The 19,464-nt window shown below is 67.3% G+C and carries 21 protein-coding genes; 13 read left to right on the top strand and 8 right to left on the bottom strand.

Annotation, left to right across the window (positions count from 1 at the left end):
* Window positions 1-75 precede the first annotated feature (75 nt).
* The 3 genes from NF4_RS13120 (at window position 76) to NF4_RS13110 (ending at window position 4,096) form a co-directional block, all read left to right on the top strand.
* The gene (locus NF4_RS13120; protein ID WP_063127630.1) at window positions 76-1,011 is read left to right on the top strand and encodes an AraC family transcriptional regulator; all 936 of its coding nucleotides are present in this window, start codon (window positions 76-78) and stop codon (window positions 1,009-1,011) included.
* An 85-nt stretch (window positions 1,012-1,096) separates the two neighbouring features.
* Window positions 1,097-1,528 carry a hypothetical protein gene (locus tag NF4_RS13115; RefSeq protein WP_063127629.1) on the top strand — a complete coding sequence of 144 codons (432 nt, stop codon included), beginning with the start codon at window positions 1,097-1,099 and terminating at the stop codon, window positions 1,526-1,528.
* 195 nt (window positions 1,529-1,723) lie between these two features.
* A complete protein-coding gene (locus NF4_RS13110; RefSeq protein WP_063127628.1) occupies window positions 1,724-4,096 on the top strand; it encodes a serine/threonine-protein kinase in 2,373 nt (790 codons plus the stop codon).
* A gap of 131 nt (window positions 4,097-4,227) precedes the next feature.
* Here NF4_RS13110 and ahpD read toward each other — a convergent pair whose 3' ends face one another.
* Entirely contained in the window at window positions 4,228-4,767 is a 540-nt protein-coding gene (gene ahpD / locus NF4_RS13105; protein WP_063127627.1) for an alkylhydroperoxidase, AhpD family, read from the bottom strand.
* Window positions 4,768-4,784: 17 nt separating this feature from the next.
* Window positions 4,785-5,372: a peroxiredoxin gene (locus NF4_RS13100; protein WP_063127626.1), complete on the bottom strand. Its 588-nt coding sequence runs from the start codon at window positions 5,370-5,372 to the stop codon at window positions 4,785-4,787.
* Between the two features lie 131 nt (window positions 5,373-5,503).
* Between NF4_RS13100 and NF4_RS13095 the strand changes: the two genes are divergently transcribed.
* Entirely contained in the window at window positions 5,504-6,412 is a 909-nt protein-coding gene (locus NF4_RS13095) for a hydrogen peroxide-inducible genes activator (RefSeq protein WP_063127625.1), read from the top strand.
* A 57-nt stretch (window positions 6,413-6,469) separates the two neighbouring features.
* Here NF4_RS13095 and NF4_RS13090 read toward each other — a convergent pair whose 3' ends face one another.
* The gene (locus NF4_RS13090) at window positions 6,470-7,912 is read right to left on the bottom strand and encodes an MFS transporter (protein WP_063127624.1); all 1,443 of its coding nucleotides are present in this window, start codon (window positions 7,910-7,912) and stop codon (window positions 6,470-6,472) included.
* Between the two features lie 100 nt (window positions 7,913-8,012).
* Between NF4_RS13090 and NF4_RS13085 the strand changes: the two genes are divergently transcribed.
* A complete protein-coding gene (locus tag NF4_RS13085; protein WP_063127623.1) occupies window positions 8,013-8,402 on the top strand; it encodes a MarR family winged helix-turn-helix transcriptional regulator in 390 nt (129 codons plus the stop codon).
* 3 nt (window positions 8,403-8,405) lie between these two features.
* On the opposite strand, the gene NF4_RS13080 is transcribed toward NF4_RS13085, so the two are convergent.
* Window positions 8,406-9,296: a LysR family transcriptional regulator gene (locus tag NF4_RS13080; RefSeq protein WP_063127622.1), complete on the bottom strand. Its 891-nt coding sequence runs from the start codon at window positions 9,294-9,296 to the stop codon at window positions 8,406-8,408.
* A 79-nt stretch (window positions 9,297-9,375) separates the two neighbouring features.
* Between NF4_RS13080 and NF4_RS13075 the strand changes: the two genes are divergently transcribed.
* From NF4_RS13075 to NF4_RS13060, 4 genes are read left to right on the top strand one after another with little or no spacing between them, the layout of a single operon-like run.
* Complete coding sequence (locus tag NF4_RS13075; protein WP_369690927.1) at window positions 9,376-10,329, top strand: EamA family transporter; 954 nt, start codon at window positions 9,376-9,378, stop codon at window positions 10,327-10,329.
* The gene (locus NF4_RS13070) at window positions 10,326-10,958 is read left to right on the top strand and encodes an NAD(P)-dependent oxidoreductase (RefSeq protein ID WP_063127621.1); all 633 of its coding nucleotides are present in this window, start codon (window positions 10,326-10,328) and stop codon (window positions 10,956-10,958) included. Before NF4_RS13075 ends, NF4_RS13070 begins: the two co-directional genes overlap by 4 nt.
* 14 nt (window positions 10,959-10,972) lie before the next feature.
* Entirely contained in the window at window positions 10,973-11,896 is a 924-nt protein-coding gene (locus tag NF4_RS13065) for an SMP-30/gluconolactonase/LRE family protein (RefSeq protein ID WP_198165324.1), read from the top strand.
* 50 nt (window positions 11,897-11,946) lie between these two features.
* Complete coding sequence (locus NF4_RS13060; protein WP_157120276.1) at window positions 11,947-12,411, top strand: hypothetical protein; 465 nt, start codon at window positions 11,947-11,949, stop codon at window positions 12,409-12,411.
* Between the two features lie 57 nt (window positions 12,412-12,468).
* Here NF4_RS13060 and NF4_RS13055 read toward each other — a convergent pair whose 3' ends face one another.
* On the bottom strand, window positions 12,469-13,086 hold the full coding sequence (locus NF4_RS13055; protein WP_063127619.1) for a TetR/AcrR family transcriptional regulator: 618 nt from the start codon (window positions 13,084-13,086) through the stop codon (window positions 12,469-12,471).
* A 120-nt stretch (window positions 13,087-13,206) separates the two neighbouring features.
* Between NF4_RS13055 and NF4_RS13050 the strand changes: the two genes are divergently transcribed.
* Entirely contained in the window at window positions 13,207-13,935 is a 729-nt protein-coding gene (locus NF4_RS13050; protein WP_063127618.1) for a nuclear transport factor 2 family protein, read from the top strand.
* 8 nt (window positions 13,936-13,943) lie between these two features.
* On the opposite strand, the gene NF4_RS13045 is transcribed toward NF4_RS13050, so the two are convergent.
* On the bottom strand, window positions 13,944-14,231 hold the full coding sequence (locus NF4_RS13045) for a putative quinol monooxygenase (RefSeq protein WP_063127617.1): 288 nt from the start codon (window positions 14,229-14,231) through the stop codon (window positions 13,944-13,946).
* A 285-nt stretch (window positions 14,232-14,516) separates the two neighbouring features.
* Between NF4_RS13045 and NF4_RS13040 the strand changes: the two genes are divergently transcribed.
* Together NF4_RS13040 and NF4_RS13035 are read left to right on the top strand one after the other, a co-directional pair.
* The gene (locus NF4_RS13040) at window positions 14,517-14,996 is read left to right on the top strand and encodes a hypothetical protein (protein ID WP_063127616.1); all 480 of its coding nucleotides are present in this window, start codon (window positions 14,517-14,519) and stop codon (window positions 14,994-14,996) included.
* Window positions 14,997-15,333: 337 nt separating this feature from the next.
* Window positions 15,334-15,618, top strand: coding sequence for a hypothetical protein (locus NF4_RS13035; RefSeq protein ID WP_063127615.1), 285 nt, complete (start codon window positions 15,334-15,336; stop codon window positions 15,616-15,618).
* A gap of 23 nt (window positions 15,619-15,641) precedes the next feature.
* Here NF4_RS13035 and NF4_RS13030 read toward each other — a convergent pair whose 3' ends face one another.
* Entirely contained in the window at window positions 15,642-16,268 is a 627-nt protein-coding gene (locus NF4_RS13030) for a hypothetical protein (protein WP_157120274.1), read from the bottom strand.
* A gap of 288 nt (window positions 16,269-16,556) precedes the next feature.
* Between NF4_RS13030 and NF4_RS13020 the strand changes: the two genes are divergently transcribed.
* The gene (locus NF4_RS13020) at window positions 16,557-17,186 is read left to right on the top strand and encodes a hypothetical protein (protein WP_157120272.1); all 630 of its coding nucleotides are present in this window, start codon (window positions 16,557-16,559) and stop codon (window positions 17,184-17,186) included.
* A 326-nt stretch (window positions 17,187-17,512) separates the two neighbouring features.
* On the opposite strand, the gene NF4_RS13015 is transcribed toward NF4_RS13020, so the two are convergent.
* Window positions 17,513-19,423, bottom strand: coding sequence for a hypothetical protein (locus NF4_RS13015; RefSeq protein ID WP_063127611.1), 1,911 nt, complete (start codon window positions 19,421-19,423; stop codon window positions 17,513-17,515).
* Between the last annotated feature and the right edge of the window lie 41 nt (window positions 19,424-19,464).

Below are 19,464 nucleotides of genomic sequence, written 5' to 3'. Positions count from 1 at the left end.
ATTCCACACCGCATCCGGTGGACGATCTATGGGTAATGATCTACATCTGATAGGAGTTCGTCTACCCTTGGCGGGGTGGACCCATTGAGCACACTGTTGAGCGGTATCCGTGCCGAAGGCGCCGTACTCACCAACGCGGTGCTGGAAGCCCCGTGGAGTATCCGGTTCGCCGACCGGGCACCGCTGACCATGATCACCGTGCTGCGCGGCGGTGGCACGCTGCTGCTGCCCGGTGGGATCGAGCGGCGGATCGTGGCCGGGGACACGGCGGTCGTGCGCGGCCCGGAACCGTTTCTCGTCGCCGACCACGCGGCCACGGTCGACCTGCCCCATGAGCAATACGAGATCGCCTGTTTCGCGCCGGACGTGAAATGCGATGCCGCGCTGGACGACGGCCGCTGGGGTGACGACCCGGCCGGCGAGACCGCGCTGATAGTCGGGGCCTACCGGGCCTCGGGCCGGCGTCACGAACGCCTGCTGCGCGCGGTGCCCCCGGTTCTGGTGGTATCCGACGATATCGAGGTGTGCGCGTGGATGGAGTCGGTGGCCAGGGACGCGGTCCGACGGCCGGCCGGTGCGCAGGCGTTGATGGACCGGTTGCTGGACTGGGGGCTGGTGTGCACGCTGCGTGATTGGTTCGACGGGCAGGACGCGGGGGCGCCGGGCTGGTATCGCGGGCCGGCCGATCCGGTGGTGGGGCCGGCGTTGGAGGCCATGCACGGAAAGCCCGCCGCCGGGTGGACGGTCGCGTCGCTGGCTTCGGAAGCGGGGGTGTCGCGGGCATTGTTCGCGCGGCGGTTCGCCGAGGTCATGGGGCAGTCGCCGCTGGCGTATCTCACCGAATGCCGGATGGACGAGGCGGAGGAACTGCTCGCCGATCGCAGTCTGACGGTGGCGCAGGTGGCGAAGGCTGTGGGCTATGCGGACGCGTTCGGTTTCAGTGCCGCGTTCAAACGACATCGAGGTATCCGGCCGAGCGATTTTCGCGCCACCGTCGATCTCGGAGCATGAGCTGCGCGTCGAGCGCCCAGCCGGCAGATATCGGCCGGGTGTGGGAGGGTCGGAGGGTCCTACCGAAGATCACGAAAGGTTCGATATGCACAGCAATATCCGACATTTCGGCTTCGCCGCGGTGCTGAGCGCTCTGGGCGTTGCGGCAGCGTACGCGGCACCGGGCGCGGGAGCGGCCGTAACGGGAGTGGATGTCGCCGCCGGGCCGGAGGGGCTGCGGACCGGTTGTGCCTATACGGTCACGGCGACAGTCGACGCGCCGCCGTCCGAGGCGGGGGAGGTCACCATCATCAACAGCGGTGGTTCGGTTCCGGGTAACGGAGAGCGGCTGGGCCAGGCCGTCTATCACCCGGAGAACGGGACGGCGACGTTCGAATGGACGCCGAAATACACCGGGCGTCAGAACATCACCGCCCAGCAGTTCACTCCGGGGCAGTACACCTCGGCGAAGTACATCGAAGTCGATGTGCGCGGGCCGGGGCTGAACACCGGCAGTTCGTGCGTGCCGCTGCCGTAGACGACCTGCGCTCCGCCGCCGGTTTTCGACCAGTCCGACTCGCACCTGCACTGTCACGTCGAAGCCGGCGGATGTCGCGGGACGTCGATCCGAGGCGCCCGGATTGTTGCGCGGGTGGGGCCTTCGCCGCAGTGTTTCCGATGCCCTTCCGATACGGTGTGATCGGCTGGGCATCGGTATCGGAGGGATCGGACAGTGGCCGCATTGGCGCCGGGGGCGGTGTTCGCCGGATATACGATCGAGCGTCTTCTCGGCGCCGGAGGTATGGGTGAGGTCTATGTCGCCCGGCACCCCCGGCTGCCACGTTCGGATGCGATCAAGGTGCTGGCCGCGGAATTCACCCGCGACGATTCCTACCGGCGCCGCTTCGAACGCGAGGCCGATCTCGCCGCATCGCTGTCGCATCCCGGGATCGTCAGCGTCCACGACCGTGGCGAATTCGACGGGCGGCTCTGGATCGCCCTGGAACTGATCGACGGTATCGATCTGTCGGCGAGGCTCACCGCCGCCCCGGCCGGGTTGTCCGGCGCCGAGGTGACCCGGGCCGTCACCGAGGTCGCCGACGCGCTCGACTACGCGGGTGCGCGGGGACTGGTCCATCGCGATGTGAAACCGGCGAACATCCTGCTGGGGCGGACCGGACACCATCTGCTGACCGATTTCGGGATCGCCCGGATGGGCCCGGAAACCTCCGACCTCACCGGAACCGGCCTGACCGTCGGCACTGTCTCCTACGCTTCGCCGGAACAGATGCAGGGGCTCCCGGTCGACCCGAGATCGGACCAGTATTCGCTGGCCGCCACCGCCTTTCATCTACTCACCGGCGCGAAGCCCTTCCCGGGCACCAACCCCGTCGCGGTGATCATGGCACACGCACAGCAGCCGGTCCCGAGTGTGCGCACACCACGGCCCGAGCTCTCACCGCAGGTCGACGCGGTGATCGCACGGGCGATGGCGAAGAGCCCGGGGGAGCGCTTCCCCAGCAGTAAAGAGTTCGCGAACGCCCTCGGGGAGGCGCTCGCCGTGACCGTCGCGCACATCCGGCCACCGGCCGGACCGGGCGGGCCCGGCCCCGCATCGGCGGATCGGTACGCGGCCACTGTCATTCGCCCGGACCATATCGGTTACCTTCCACCCCCGCCGATATCGCCGGGGCCGGACAACGCGCCGTCGACCGGTGGCCGCACCGTACCGATGGTCGTCGGGGCAGTGCTGGCGGTCGTCGTGCTGGTCGTCGTCGGTGTCCTGGGCTTCCGGGCGTTCGCGGACCAGGCCGGTGCCGAAGAAGCGGCGCAGCTGCCCCGCCGGCCGGTGACGCCGATTCTGCCGTCCCTCGAACGGCGGCCGGATACTCCGATCTGGACCATGCAGGAGATCCCGGGCCCGCCGGAGTCCTATCCGAGCCCCGCCGAATTGCTCGGCGGCGATTCCGAGATCGTCCTGCGTGGCCGCAGCTACTATCTCGGCGATGGCGGCACGGTCGACTACCTGGACGTGATCGATGCGGGCACCGGCCGGCTCCGGAACGGCGCCGAACCGCTGGTACTGGATACGACCCAGCGCAGGCTCGGCCGGTGTGTCGTCAGCGAAGGGCGTTCGGCGGCGGCGTGCCGGCTCGAACGTTCGTCGGAAGCCACCGATCAGGTGGTGATCGTGGATCTCGCAGCGAACCGGGTCAGCGGCACTGTCACCGCCGCGGGCCGGATCGATGAGCTGATCGCCGCCGGTGAACGCTTCGTCTTCGTGGACCGGCCCGATCGGCCGCACTCACCCGTATTGCGCTCGATCGGGGTGGACGGCCGGGAACTTCCGCCGATCCCGGGGGTCGGCGGGTCCGCGGCCCGGCCCTCGGGCGACCCCCGGCATTCGATCGAGACCTTCGGGCTGGTCCGGCTGGCGGTGATCACCTCCGCCCCCGACCCGTCCCAACCGTTGTCGAAATGGGAGTTCCGGGTGGTCCAGCTCGAGAACGGTGCGGAGATCTTCCGTCGCGACAGCGTCGAGGCGATCGAAACGGACGACTGGAATGTCTTCATCGACGGGTTCGTCGTCGCCGAAGGTCCGGCACCGGCGGGTATCTACGACCGGAACGGCGCCAGGACGGCGGAACTGCCGAAGGGCTGGCGGCCGAGCGCGCGCCCGTACCGCACCGACGAAGTCTCGGCGGAGACATCGGTGCCGACTGCGATCCAGACGGACGAGAACAAGACGACCTACGCGGGGATCGGCCCGCGTAGCGGAACCATTCTGTGGCAGAACGACTCGTACGGATCCGGCACTTATGCCGAACCGCTGCCGCTGCACGGTATCGGGAACCTGATCGCGACCGCGGATACGGGCCGGGTCGTCGACGCGTACACCGGTGACTACGTCATCCCCGGGTATCTGCCGGACGGCGCCGAACTCGGCACCGACGGAAGCCGGATCGCTGTCGCCACGGACGGACCCGGTACCGGCAGAACGCTGGAGGTCTGGAACGACGGCGGGGAGGTCTGGAAGATCTCCAGCGAGTACGAACCCGTGGCGATCGGCGGCAAGGTCTATATCGGAAACCTGCGGCTGTTCTGAGTCGCGGGAGCGGATTTTCCGGTCTCGGTGCAGCTGCCGGCGGCACCTACGGCACCGGGGCGGCACGGAGAATTCCGCGCCGCCCCGGTATCGGGTCGATCGGTGCGCCCTGCCGAGGCGAACCGGTGAATCTAGACCGAAGCGGTCGCCAGTGCCTCGGTGGCCTGCACGGCCTGCCCGACCCCGGCCACGATCGCCGCGGCGCGCAGCGCTTCGAAGATCACCTCCCGCGATACACCCGCCTCACGCAGCGTGTGCTCATGGGCTTCCAGGCAGTGCTGGCAGCCGTTGATCGAGGACACCGCGAACGACCAGAGTTCGAAATCGGCCTTGTCGACACCGGGGGCGCCGATGATCTGCATGCGCAGACCGGCCCGCAGATCGTCGTACTTACCGTCCAGGAACGCCTTGCCGCGGTAGAACACATTGTTCATACCCATGATCGAGGCGGCGCCCAGTGCGGCGTTGTAGGCCTCGGCGGACAGCACCTCGGCCGCCTCCTCGGCGATCTCCCGCAGGGTCGCCGTGGAACGGGTCGCGGCGGCCGCGGCCAGCAGAGTGCCCCACAGCTGCTGCTCGTTGAGCACCGTCGTCCGCGAGATGGACGACAGGTTGAGCTTGAGGTCCTTGGCGTATTCGGGTAGCGAGCTCTTCAGATTGTCGATACTCACCGGTTCTCCTTCCGCTCTCAGACGCTCGCGGCCAGCAGTTCGCGCGCGTCGATGGTCGGGTCGCCCTTCTTCCAGTTGCAGGCGCACAGTTCGTCGGACTGCAGCGCGTCGAGCACGCGCAGCACCTCGTCGACATTGCGGCCCACCGAACCGGCGGTCACCGACACGAACTGGATCTCGTTGTTCGGGTCGACGATGAAGGTGGCGCGGTCGGCGACGCCGTCGGCATTGAGAACGCCGGTGGCGGTGGCCAGTTCACGCTTGAGGTCGGACAGGATGGGGAAGGGCAGCGTCTTCAGGTCCTCGTGCTGGGCCCGCCACTGGAAGTGCACGAACTCGTTGTCCACGGACGCGCCGAGGACCTGGGCGTCACGATCGGCGAACTCCTCGTTCAGCTTGCCGAACGCGGCGATCTCGGTCGGGCACACGAAGGTGAAGTCCTTCGGCCAGAAGAACACGATCCGCCACTTGCCCGCGTGATCGGCGCTGGTGACCCGGGTGAAATAGTCGTCCGGCTGCTGAGCGTCGACCTTGGACAAGTCACCACCGATCACCGCGGTGAGATCGTAGGCGGGGAACTGGTCGCCGATGGTCAGCAGGGGCATGCCCGAAACTCCTTCTCGTCACAGTGGTACCGGCCTGGTCGATTTCCAGCCGGTCAGGCGAAAGCTCGTAAGTAATCTTGCCGAATGACCGGCAAAAGGCAAAAGTGATGAGTCGCACTAGACTGATAGGCGTGCCCGATCAGTCTTATCAGCCCACCCTGTCACAGCTGCGTGCGTTCGTAGCGGTCGCCGAATACCGGCACTTCGGCACCGCCGCGGCGCGCCTCGAGGTGAGCCAGCCCACGTTGTCGCAGGCATTGGCCGCACTGGAAAGCGGGCTCGGACTGCAGCTCATCGAACGCAGCACCCGGCGCGTCCTGGTGACCGCGGCCGGCGCCCGGCTGCTCCCCGCCGCCACGGCCACGCTGGAAGCCGCCGACCGTTTCCTGGCCTCGGCGACCGGGGACATCCTCGCCGGTGTGCTCCGCATCGGGATGATCCCCACCGCGGCCCCTTACATCCTCCCGGCCCTGCTGCCCACCCTGCATCGCAAACTCCCCGCGCTGACCCCGCAGGTGATCGAGGACAAAACGGCCCGCCTGATCGACGAGCTGCGCGCCGGAGTGCTCGACGTCGCGGTACTCGCCCTGCCCGCCGAAGCCGCGGGACTGGTCGAAATACCGCTCTATACCGAGGAATTCGTCCTGGTGGTCCCGGCCGGCCACGCGCTGGCCGGTCGAACCGATATCGAACCCGCGGCGCTGGACGCGCTACCGATGCTGCTTCTCGACGAGGGTCACTGCCTGCGGGACCAGACCCTGGAACTGTGCCGTTCCACGGACGTCCACCCGGGCGGGGCCGGGGACACCCGTGCGGCTTCGCTGTCCACGGTGGTCCAGTGTGTGGCCGGGGGACTCGGGATCACTCTCATCCCGGAAATGGCGGTCGCGGCCGAGACCGGCCGCGGCGCACTCGATACCGCGCGTTTCGCGAATCCGGCGCCGGGGCGCACCCTCGGCCTGGTTTTCCGTGCGTCCAGCGGCCGGGCCGACGACTACGCCTACCTGGCCGAAATCATCCGCACCCAGCGGCCTTTCTGATTCGAGTGCCGAGAACGGGGCCGCCGAACCGGCGACCCCGTTCTCGATCGGAAACCGTTACGCGAGTTCGGCGACCGGCTGTTTGCGTGCCAGCAGCGCCGTGGCCGAGGCCAGCAGGCCGACCACCGCGACCGCGGTGACCAGGTAGAGCCCCGGCCGGTAACCGTCGATGCCGCCCGTGGCCGCACCGCTGATCAGGCCTGTGGCGACGGCGAGGACCACCGCACCGCCGATCTGGAACGAGGTCTGCACCAGGCCGGAGGCCAGGCCCTGCTCGTGGTCGGCGATACCTTCGGTGGCCTGTGACATGACCGCGGAGAAGCCGAGCGCGAAACCGAGGCCGAGCAGCAGGAACGCGGGCAGGTAGTCGACCGCGTAGGCGGGGTCGGGGCTGCCACCGCGGGCGAGGAACCAGAGGTAGCCGCCGACGAACGAGGTGAGCGCGGCGAGGATCATCGGGCCGGTGCCGAAGCGGTCGATGAGATTACCGGCCATCGGGGACAGGATGGCGACGATGATGCCGGTGGGCGCCATCGCGAGTGCCATCTGCAACGGCTCCCACTGCAGGGTGTTCTGCAGGTACAGCGAGACGATGGTCTGGAAGCTGAGGTAGGAGCCGAAGATGGCCAGCGCCGCGAGGTTGGCCCGCACGATCGACTTCACCCGGAAGATGCTCAGCCGCACCAGCGGGTGGCTCACCCGTTTCTCCGTCACGAAGAACGCGCCGAGCAGTCCGACCGCCAGGATGGTGGTCGCGACGACGGTGGCCGTGAAACCGGTCTCCGGGGCGGTGACGATGGTGTAGACTGCGGCGAGCATTCCGCCGGTCAGCAGGGTGGCTCCGGTGAAATCGATACGGCCCTCCTCTTTTTCGATGGTGCGCGGTACCACGATGTAGGCGGCGACGATGACCGCGGCGACGACCACCACGGGCATGTAGAAGGTGAGCCGCCAGTCGATACCGGTGAGCAGGCCCGAGACGATCAGGCCGGAGGCGTATCCGGTGGCGCCGAAGATGGTGAAGATCGACAGCGCCCGGTTGCGATCCGGGCCCTCTTTGAACGTCGTGGTGATGATCGAGAGAGCGGCCGGGGCGGTGAAGGCGGCGGCGATGCCCTTGACGATCCGGGTGGCGATCAGTAGCCAGCCGGCGTCGACGAGTCCGCCGACGAGCGAGGCGATACCGAAGACCACCAGGGCGGTCAGGAAGACCTGGCGGCGGCCTAGCAGGTCGGCGGCGCGGCCGCCGAGGAGCAACAGGCCGCCGTATCCGAGGATGTAGCCGTTGACGATCCACTGCAGGGCGGAGGTGTCGAGGCCGAGGTCGTGGCCGATGGAGGGGAGTGCCACGCCGACCATGGAGACGTCGAGCGCGTCGAGGAACATCGCCAGTCCGGCGACGAACAGGATCGCCCACAGCTTCGGTCCCCAGCGGTCGGCGGCCGGTGCGGTAGCCGTTGTGGCGGCGAGGTTCTGCGGGGTTGATGCGGTGAGGGTCACCCGAGAGAACTTAAATGCACGAGCATTGAATGTCAACGCATGTAATGCTGAGTCATGTAATGCGTGGGCATAAAATGACTTGACATGCTAATCTCGGGTCATGTACCACGACTCCGACAACGATGTCTGCGCGAAGTGGTCCGAAACGCTGCGCCGCTACCACGTCACCTCGTGCGAACTCGAGAACGCGCTGCAGGCGCGGCATCGGCTCGGGCTCAGCGAATTCGAATTGCTGCAGGTCCTGGGCGGGCGCTGCGGTGTGGAGCAGGCGGACAAGGTCAAGATGAAGGACATCGAGGCCGAGATGTACCTGAGTCAGAGCGCGCTCTCACGAACGGTGACCCGGCTGGAGAAGGCCGGGCTGGTGGAGCGGGCGGCCTGTGATTTCGATCGCCGCGCGAACTTCCTGGCACTCACCGCGGAAGGGCGCGCACGGCTGGAAGACGCCCGCCCGACCCATCAGGAAGTGCTGCGCAAGCACCTGGTCTGATGGTCATGCCCCGGCGTCCGACGGGACGGGAATGTCGAGAACGGTGAGAAACGCCGAGGCCGCGGGGGTTCGGGAGAAGCTGCTCCAGACGATGTACTCCACCCGGGCGGGGGCGTCGGAGACCTCGACGGTGACCACGCCGGTGAGCTGCGGAACGTAGGCGGAAGGCAGCATGGCCACGCCCAGGTCCTGTTCGACGAGGCGGGCGATGTATTCGGCGGAGGACACCTCGAAGGCGACGTCACGATCGATTCCGGCGGCGGCGAAGGCCTGATCGGATTGCGCGCGCCCGGCGGTCCCGGCCGGAAGGTCGACGAAGGTCTCGGCGGACAGGCGCAGCAGGTCGACCGAGGCTTCGCGGGCGAGCGGATGCTCGGGGGCGACCACGGCGACAAGGCGATCACGGGCGAGTTCGTGCGCTGTGACACCCCGCGGTCGTGCCGTGGTCGGGAGTCCGAGGAAGGCGATATCGAGGGCGCCTTCGCGGACCTGATCGGTGAGCTCGTCGCTCGCGCCGACCCGGAGGCTGATGCGGACACGGGGGTAGCGGCCGCGGAAAACGCGCAGCGCGGCGGGGAGGTCGACCGCGGTGACCGAGGGGATCAGGCCGACAGCGAGCCGGCCGCGCACCTCACCCACGGCGGCGGCGGCCGCGGCCGCGGCGCGTTCGGCGGCGTCCAGGCATTGGCGCGCGGCCGGTAGGAACGCAACGCCCGCGGGTGTCAGCCGGACCCGGCGGCTGGTGCGCTCGAACAGTTTCGCGCCGAGTTCGCGTTCCAGGCGCGCGATCTGGTGGCTGAGTGCGGATTGGACGACCAGGCAGCGCTGGGCGGCCCGGGTGAAGTTGTGCGTTTCGGCGACGGCGAGCACGTAGCGCAGCTGTTGCAGCTCCATGGATCAATCTTGTATCGAGATCGTTCGAGTGACAAACATGTGTTGGACTCATCAATAGCCGCGGAGCGAGACTTCGAGGGTGAAGAGTCCAGCTGCACTGAGGAGCCCCGCGGGGGACGGGGTCCCCCGCGGGAGTGATCTGCCCCGGGCCACGCTCACCGCATTCGCGCCGGTCGCCTGGGGCACGACCTATATCGTCACGACCGAACTGCTCCCGCCGGGGCATCCGCTGTTCGCGGGCCTGCTGCGCGCACTACCGGCCGGACTGATCGCGCTCGCTCTCACCCGGACCCTGCCGCGTGGCGCGTGGTGGGGCAGAGCCGCGGTACTCGGCGTACTCAATATCGGCCTACTGTTCCCACTGCTGTTCATTGCGGCCGAACGGCTGCCCGGCGGCGTCGCCGCCACCCTGGCGGCCGCGCAACCGCTGGTCGTCGCGGTGCTGGCGGTGGCCGTACTGCACGAAAGTCCTTCAGGATGGCGAATGGCCTGGGGCGTGATCGGATTGGCGGGCGTCGGTCTGGTGGTGCTCGGGCCGGCCGCGGCCTTCGACCCCGTCGGGGTCGCCGCCGGTCTGGGCGGTGCGGCCTCGATGGCCCTGGGTCTGACGCTCACCAAACGCTGGGGCCGGCCCGCCGGGGTGGGTCCGACCGCTTTCGCCGGCTGGCAGCTCACGGCGGGCGGATTGTTCCTGGCGCCGCTCACGGTCCTGGTCGAAGGCCCGCCGCCGCCGATCGGCCTGTCCGCTGCTCTCGGATATCTCTGGCTCGGCCTGTTCGGCGGGCTCATCGCCTACGTGCTGTGGTTCCGCGGAGTCACCACCCTCCCGGTGAACTCCGTGGCGATCCTCACGCTGCTCTCGCCGCTCGTCGCCGCCGTGCTCGGTGCCGTACTGCTCGGTCAGACCCTCGGCCCGATCCAGCTCGGGGGATTCGGGCTCTCGCTGGCGGCGATCGTCGCGGGCCAGCTACCCGCGCCGGCGCGGCGGCGCGGCAACCCTGTCACCCTCGCCACGAAGGAGATATCGCGATGAAGATCGTTGTCGTCGGAGCCGCCGGGATGGTCGGATCCCGGGTCGTCGCCGAAGCCGCCCACCGCGGACACGAACCGGTGGCCGTCTTCCGGAACGCGCGGCCGGTCCTCCTGCCGCCCGGGGTGGTCGCGGTCCAGGGCGACGCGCACGACCACTCCCGGATGATCGAGTTGTCGGCCGGTGCGGATGCCGTGGTGGTCGCCACCCGGCCGGTTCCCGGGCAGGAGCATACGGTGGCCGCGAGCACCGTCGCGGTGCTCGACGCGGCGGCCGCACACGGAACGCGCGTCCTTGTCGTGGGCGGTGCGGCGCCCTTGCGTAACCCGGCGCATCCCGAACGGCTCGTGGTGGACAGCCCCGAATACGTACCCGAGCCGATCCGGGCGATAGCGGGTGCCGGTGTCGCGCAGTTGGAGGCGTGCCGCGCCCATCCGGCCGATTGGGTCTATCTGAGTCCGCCCGCCGTCCTCGAGCCGGCATCGCGCACGGGAAAATACCGGCGCGGGACCACCACGCTCCTGGTCGATGCTGCCGGAAACTCTCGGATCTCGGCCGAGGATCTCGCCGTCGCGATCGTCGACGAACTCGAGTGTTCCGGAGGGGTACGGCATTTCACGGTCGGCTACTGAAGCGGAGATTCGGGATGCGGCAGGTTCTCGGTATCGTGATCGCTCTCGTGGTGCTCGGCGCGGCACTCCTCGTGCCCGGCTGCGCACAGCCGCAGTACTTTCCGGACACGATAGGACTACCCGCCGGGTTCGCGCCGGAAGGTATCGCGATCGGCTCGGCGCCGGTCGCCTACCTCGGATCACGCGTAGACGGCACGATCTACCGGGTCGATCTCCGGACCGGTCGTGGCGCGGTACTGAGTCCAGGACCGGGTACCCCGGCGCTCGGGCTCGCGCTCGACCCGCACGGCCGGCTGTTCGTCGCCGGTGGCACCGGGGGTGACGCTCGCGTGATCGATACCGGGACGGGTGAAGTACTGGCGCGCTACCGGTTCGGCTCGGCCGATCCGTTCGTCAACGATGTGGCGCTCACCGCTGCGGGCGCGTGGTTCACCGATTCGCATACGCCTGTGCTGTACCACCTGCCCCTCGGTCCCTCGGGTGGGTTGCCGCGGCCCGAGGCGGCGGTGACGCTACGGCTGACCGGTGATATCGAGTTCTCGCCGGACGCGATCAACGCCAACGGGATCGTCGGCGCACCGGGCGGCGCCGGGCTGATCGTGGTGCAGTCGGCGACCGGGCGGCTCTACCGCGTCGACCCGGCGACGGGTGCGGCGCAGGCGGTCGACCTCGGTGCCGAATCGGTGCCCTACGGTGACGGACTGCTGTGGCGCGACGGCAGGTTACTTGTGGTGCAGAACCGGATCGGCTCGATCGCCGAGGTGAGGTTCGACCTCACGGGCACCCGTGGCACGGTCGAGCGCCGCCTGCGTGACCCGCGTTTCGATGTCCCGACGACGGTGGCGGCTTTCGGTGAGCGCCTCTACCTGCCCAATGCCCGGTTCGGCACAGCGCCGACCCCGGGTACCGCCTACGACGTCGTCGCGGTCGGCCCGTGAGCGGTATCGGGTCGGCGGCAGCAGGGCTGCCGATGGTGAAGGATGAAGCCATGTCGCCGGGTGTGGTTTCGACGTTGCTCACAAGTCTGATGCCCCTACTGGGTGCCGCGCTCGGTGCCTCGGCAACGCTACTCGTGCAACGGAGTTCGGCGCGGCAGTCGAAGCTCGAACTACTGGCCGAGAACCGCCTCGCGCACCGGGAAGAACTGAAGTCCGCGATTCTCGGCTATCTGGAGACGGCGCAGCGGCTGCAATCGGAGCTCGATGTGCGCGAGCGGGGCGGCGTGCCGGAGGATCTGAAGCGGCTGATCGAAAGTGTCTGGCTGGCCGAGAAGCGGGTCGAGATCATCTGCTCGGACGCGTTGCGGGCCAGGATCGTCGCCCATGCCGAGGGCCTGCACGCCGCCGTCCGTGACCCCGCGGCCCACCCGGACTGGTGGGTGCATTGCGAGTCACTGCAGGCGGGGCTGCTGGCACAGGCGAAAGTGGAGCTCGTGCGCGAACACGACTGGTGAACAGGCGCGGCGGCCACGTCCGGCCTGCCGGGTTCCCACCGGAACAGGTGGTTCCCGCTACCGGCCGATGGCGGCGAGGGCGAGCACGACAGCCGTGGCGTGGTCGACCAGGCGATCGCGTTCCACCGGGAGACGTCCGTCGATCCAGTCGAGGTAGAGAGCCACCAGAGCGCCGCCGAGCGCCGTACCGGCGACCGCGAGCGCTTCCTCGCTGTCCGGTATCAGCGCACCGGCCGCGGTGCCGAGTGCCGGCACCACGCTGCGCAGGAACGCGGGTAGCCGGTCGGCGCTGTGGCGGCGCAAAGTGTCGTCGGTGAGGGGCTCACGCAGCAGGACCCGGGCCCGGCGCGGGTCCTCCTCGAAGTAGGCGGCGCAGATCTGTAGTGCCGCACGGACCGTGGTGTGCAGGTCCCCACTGGGGTCCACCGTGCTCAACCGGGTGAGCAGCTCGGTTTCCAGGCGGTCGTAGACGGCGACGATCAGGGCCCGGCGGTCCGCGAAACTCTCGTAGAAATAGCGGGGGCTCAGATTCGCCAGGCGGGTCACCGCCCGCATGGTGACCGCGGCCGAGCCGTCGGTACCGAGCAACTCGACACCGACGTCCACGAGTTGCTCGCGACGTTCCGCGGATCTGGCGTCCAGCGTCCGGCCGCGCCACAGCTTGGGTGCGTTCACGATTCATCCTCGCAACGGTCTACCGGGATTGATTGACATCATTTGATTCAACATGAATCATACGATTCAAGTTGAAGCTCGACCGCGACCCCGGGTCGCATTCGTCGAAAGGCTCGTGCCGTGTTCAGTGACGAACAGTTCCAGCAAGCCCTGCGCCGTCCCCGCCTCGCCCGGCCGGCCCCCGAATACCTCGACGCGAACCGCGCGGTGCCCATCCGGGTCATCCCGGAACCGGAACTGCAGGCCACCACCCAGGAGTGGTTCGTCGAATTCGGCCGGAAACTGGAGCTCTACCGCGCACTCGGCCAGGACCTGTCCTGGCTCATGGAGTGGGCGAAGAAGTACTGGTGGAGTTTCCTGGTGCGGGATATGAGCATCAATCACGAGCTCTACGCGCCCGACGTCCGCTACACCGATGTCACCACCTTCGGCCGCACCATCGTCGGGATCGACGAATTCGTGAAATACAATTTCGCCTTCTTCGACGCCATCCCGGATTGGCGCTACGACCCACTGCCCGGCCAGGTCTACCTCGACGTGACCCCCGAGGGGCGCGTGCGGGTCGTCATCCGCTACATAGGCAGCGGTCACTGGGACGGCCCCCTGCGCCTCTACCCCTACGACAGCAGCGCCCCCGTGCTCTACGGCAACGGCCGCTTCATCCAATGTCCCGCGGTCGACCGCTACCACTTCAACGCCGAAGGGCTGATGGAGGAGGGCGAAACCCTCTACGACGCCTTCGATGTCACCCAGCGCGGCGGAATCCTCCCGCGCGACGACAGCTGGCAGTTCAAGGCGCTCATGTCGGCGTCGAAGATCCCGGCGTTACTGCAGCGCCTCGGGTTCTAGCCAGGCGGTCAGGTCAGCGAACGGATCTCGCCGATCTCGTATTCGACCACCGAAGCGTTGCGGATCGCCGCATTCTGCTCGTCGCCGGTCCCCGAGCCGCGGAACGCTTCCACCGATTTCCGGTCCGTCCAGCGCTCGAAGACGTTGATGCGCGCCGGATCGGTGAGATCGGCGCTCAACGCGAAATCCAGGCAGCCGGGTGCCGAGCGGGCCCGATCGACCACCCCGATACAACCGTCGAGGTAGGCGGCACGGGCGGGCGGATCGACGATGAGATGTCCGGCGACGATGAGCATGGTGAGTCTCCCTCGAGTTTCCGGTGGTGTCACCGTTCAGGACGGGTGGGCAGTGCCGGACTCATCGCTGATCCGCTGTCCTGTTTCGGGGTCTCGGTAGTAACCGCCGAAAAATCAACGGATACGGCGAATTCTCTGGTCAGCGTCGGCGGTTGGCTCCCGGTTCTGGCCGCCGGTAACGGTCGTTTATCGGCGGCCGGGAACCGCCCGGAATCACACGGTTGTTCGGTAAGTTTTCTTGTCGAAAACGTCAAGAAAACTGGTCATGTCAAGTAAACTTGTCGTATGGGATTTCAGTACTTCGAGACCGACGCCCGCGGCCATCTGCCCGTCGGCACCGACATCGCCGCAGTCCTGCGTCACGGCGACGAACGCCCGCTGTACGCGGCGTGGAACACCTACGGTCACCTCCGACTGCTCCGCGAGACCCTGGCCCAGCTCGACGCCGGCACCCTGAATCTCGACGACCCCGACGCCAGCCGTGCAGCCCTGCAGCGCGATATCGACTCGGTCGCTGCCCTCACCCCGGCACAGGCGCTGGAGGCCAACCGGCGGCTGGTCGAGTTCCTGACTGGGCGACGCTGGTCGGTGATGCAGGAGGCCCGCGAGGCCGGGGACTCCTGGACCGTCATCGGCGACGCGCTCGGCGTGACCAAACAGGGCGCCCTGGACTGGTACAAGCGCAAGATCGCCGACCAGGAGAAGTACGTCGGGAAGTTCCACGACACCGATCGCGCCCGCGCCGTCGTCGACGAGCAGGAATGAACCGCCGGAGACCATCGGGGTATCGCGGCTCATTCCGTACCGCTACCCCGCCGCCCCGTTTCTATGGCCACTGACCAGCGACCACACGAACTTCGTTGGATTTTCGGCGATTACTACCGGAACCCCCATCCGCGCCGCTCTCGACGCCGACTTCTCCCGGGAGTACATCTCCCGGATACGAGACGGCAAAGGACCCAAAGACGCCCAGCCCTGACACCCGGCGGGGCCAGGATGAGCACTCATGAAGACCAGCAGGCAGGCGGACACCGAAATCGGCACTACACCAACCCATCCCGTGCGATACATCCTTTACATAGCAGCCAAGAACGATGAGGGAGTGCCCACAGGCGAGTCGATTCACTTCCTGGTCGATGCATTGGCCCTGCCGCGTGTTGGTGACCGGCTCCATTTCGCCGCCGGCCGGACACCGCTGTATCTGACGGTGCGAGAGATCGACCACTGGTTCTTCACCGACGACGAGGGGTCGGACCCCTGCGAGCTCGCGGTGCACGCAGACCCGGACGCAGACGAAGCCCAGCTGCTCGCGGTCCGCAAGCTGTTGAACCGAGAGGAACGCCAGCGCTGGATCGCACAGTTCAGCATGCTCGGCTACCTGGACTGAACGAGATCACCGCGTCTGGGTGGCTATGGGGTAGGCGGCTCATAGAGTCGGCGGTGCAGCTCGCCGAGAAGCTTCACCGCGGTGGTGAACGATGGGATCGTTTCGGGCGGGAGTGAGTAGGCGGTCACGTTGGAGGTGAGCGGGTTCGGGTAGCGGTGAGCCTGGACCACCCGCCTCTCCGGCAGTGCGTGAGCGACGCCTTCCCTGCGGGCCGCCATGTTGAGAGACTGCGTGGCCGCCCGCAACGTCGTGTCGCCGGTCAGCTCGGTGAGCCGGGCGATAGAAGCAGAGCCACCTTCGGCGATCAGGGCCTGTACCAGTCGATGGCCGGCAGGTGTCGAGGTCCGCAGGATCCGCTCGCACAGCGCGGGAGTCCACTGCACATCGTCGGAGGCCTTCCCAGCGGCGAGCGCCAACTCATCGACGACCGCCAGTCCATCGTCGGCCGACAGATGTTCCGTGGGAGAGGCGTCGGCGGTCACGTCACCGGGGAGCAGCGCAGATAAGCGATCGCCGAGGGCGACCTGCGCGGCCAGGAGTCCCAGCTGAATCCGATCTTGGGGTGTCATCTCGGCACCGGAGAGCTCTGCAACAGCGAGATGCAGCTGCTGGCGCGCGAACTCGAGATCGTCGAAACCTGCCTCACTCATGCCGACGACGGTATCGACACCAGCACATGCCTGAGTTTGGGCGTGGCGGGGCGTCTCATTACCAAGGTTTTGAGACACGTCCAGCTCGTGTGGTCAGGTGGTGTCGAGGTCGGGATGCGGGCGCAGGTCGGTGAGAGGTTGAGCGAGTGCTGCACGCAGCAGCACCCGGGGGGTGAGGGGCCGGGCGAACGCTCTGCCCTGTAGCGGTCCGGTCAGTGGGCTTATCCCGCCGTAAAGTGCGGTTGAAGACGCCGAACGCGAATCGGGCGTGAGGTCACGGTCGTAGAGGTGAGGAGGCCCCCGATCGAAACATCAGGTGCGCAGCTCGGGCATACCGAGGTCGAACGTGGCACTGCCACCGCCCCGGGTTCCGTGGTCTTGGCGGGGACAGCTCTCGGTGTTGCGGTTCTGATGTGCGTCCACCTCGACTGGGCTCCGTTCGTTCAGAATCTGACCGGGCCCGACCAGCTTGTTGCCCTGTTGGCCGGCGGGCTTCTCCTGGGTGTTTCCCTGCTGGTGTGGGCAATCAAGACGTTGTATCTGCTCGGCAGGGAGCATCGGTGGTCCTGGAAGATCGCCGTGGTGCCGGTGATTGTGCTCGCGGGGCTGGTCGCCGGTTCGGTCTTTCAGCCGGCGGGCTTCGATTCCGCACGCCCGGAGATGGACAAGGTCGCGATCGAGATGCTGCGCGAGGATAGGCCACATACCCGACAGGACTTGAGTCTCGCCGGGCTCGAAATCAGTTTGGTTCACCGCGCGCCCGATGAACGCGTCTACTTCTACGACGCCGACGGATATGTGGGCTCCACGGTTTCCGGCTGGGTCTACTCACCTGGCGCCGAGCCACTGGGGAGTGGCACCCAACAGTTCGAAAGTATCTCCGGAGACTGGTATTCGTTCGTATTCACTATCTACTGAGCCCCAGCTGAACGGCCGCTGCTGAGCTGGTCGACCTGGTGTCGTAAAACGATGCATTAATGGACACCCCGAAGGGAATTCTCGCTGGTCAGCGATCATCAATCCGCATTCACCGTCCAGAAATAGCCCTTATATAGACAGGGCTGCGCAGCGCGTTTCAGGGACATCCGGTGCGCACAGGCTTTCGTCGCGATCTGGTTCGAACCGGTGGGCCCTTCGTCGAGCTTCCCCGGTGTGCAGGCACCTCACCTCTGCGCATCGGGGAAGGGATGTGGTTTTATCGGGGATCTCTTCTGACCGGTTGGTGAGGCCGCCAGGTAGCTCGGTCAGGATGTCGGGCGGTTGTTCCAGGCGAAGGCGAAGCGGGCCGGCAGCAGCCACCAGTCGAAACCGACGGGGCGATCGGCGGTTTCGGCGGCGGCGGTCAGGTTATCCTTGAACTTTTCGCGAGGGGAGCCGGAGCCGAGCCAGTCGTATTCGATCCACTCGCCCGGTAGGAACAGCGTGCGGTTGGCGCGGGTTCGTGAGCCGTGCACCACCAGCTTCCGGTCCAGGAGTTCGGTGCCGGCTTTCTTGTGCCGGGTCCGGCTCCAGTGGTTCCAAGTGCGGACATTGTGATCGGTGGGTTCGCTAAGGGCCAGAAGTTGCAGATAGAGCGCGGCGGCGTCGGTGGTCGAGCCGAGCTCGTCGGCGGCCTCCCGTACCAGATCAGGTGCGGAAGCCGCAGGGTTGGTTTCGTAGTCTCCTTGGGGTAGAGCGTTGGCGCGGATGCGTTGCGCCAGGGCTTGGGCCGCGTCACTTCGCAGTCGGCGGACTCGGGCCAGATCGGTATCGAGGTGGTCGGTTACGGTGCGGTCGAGGTGATCGGTTCGCTCGTCTTTGTCGAGTTCAGCAGGCCGGAAGAACAGTTCGGGCTTTCCCGCTCTGTCGATTCGAATGATGGTGAGCCCGTCGTCGACGAAATCGGCGTCGTGTTCGGCCAGGCGAAGATAGGGAGTGGTGCCGAATCTGCCGGTTACGGTGTCCGAATCCAGGTGGCGGGCCGGGCTGCGCAGCAGCAGGCCGGGATTGTCCAGACGGCGCAGGAGCAGGTCCCGGGCCTGTGGAACGCCATCGCGCACCGGGTCACCGGCGGGGAGCTCGGCGTAGGCCAAGCGCAGGCCGGCCGTGACGGACTCGACTATCGCTGTGAAGCGCACCCATTCAGCACGTGGGTTGCATCCGTTCCCGTAATCGTTCACCCAGGTAGGTAGATCATCGGTCAGCAATGATTCGTTGTGCGGCTCGGCCAGCCAGGAGGACAGCTCGCCGGCCGGGGTGTTCCAGTGCAGTGAGTCGACGGCCGTGAGAGTGGTCACCGGCACCGCGGGCCTGCGTCCGAACCTCTGATGCCAGACCGGCACTATCCGTTCGGCGACGCGGTGAAGACCATCGGACTCCCACAGAATTTCCGGGTCCTCGGGCAGAGCTGTCGCGAGTAGGTCCAGCCGAGTGTCACAGTCGAGTCCACGGAATTCCTTCGCTGCCGCGGATTCGACCTCGCCGACAGTGAGCCCGAGGCGTTTGCGCTGGTGCACGGTCGGGAATTCGCCGCCACCGGTGGAACGGATGAGGGCCCCCGCCAGCAACAGCGCCGCGGTCCCCCGGGGTACGCCGATGGCTTCGGCGAGGAAATCCACCGCCTTCCGATCCCAGCGGATCGGTCCGTTCTCCCGAACCGATGCGATCAGCCGGGCGAGTTGATCGGCATCGCCCCATACCAGGGGCGCCTCGGCGACGTGGTCGACCTCGCCGAGGATCGGCGGGTCGTCAGGACCGAATGCCCGGTCCACGAACGGCCGGGGCGCGCCACCGGAGTAAGCCAGGCCGAGAACCACTACTGCGCCGGTCCCGGTCCGGATGGAGGTGGTCGAAGTTCTCGTCGCCCCGCGGCGCAACCGGGCGGTCCGGTCGGCCATGGGGGTATGCGACCACACCTCCAGCAAACGCAGCAGTGCGGTCCGCTCTTCATCGGAGACGACCGGGGAAACGGCTCGCAGGGCCACGCCCCCTATCCGTCCGACCAGGCGAGCCCACTGAATTTTCCCCAGTTTCAGTGCGGCAGCGACGGTGTCGGCGTTCTCGACCAACTCGGTATCTGCACTGCCTGCGAGGATGCGGCTGACTACAGCGAAATGGTAGGGAGCCTGGATCGGATTGTCACCATGGGTATCGACCAGGCCACTCAGAACCCGCACGACAGTTCTTGCCAGCTCAGACGACCATTCCAGGCCATACG

The sequence above is a fragment of the Nocardia fusca NBRC 14340 genome, from assembly GCF_001618425.1.
In the GTDB taxonomy this organism is placed as follows: domain Bacteria; phylum Actinomycetota; class Actinomycetes; order Mycobacteriales; family Mycobacteriaceae; genus Nocardia; species Nocardia fusca.
This window is presented reverse-complemented; position numbering and strand designations above follow the sequence as displayed.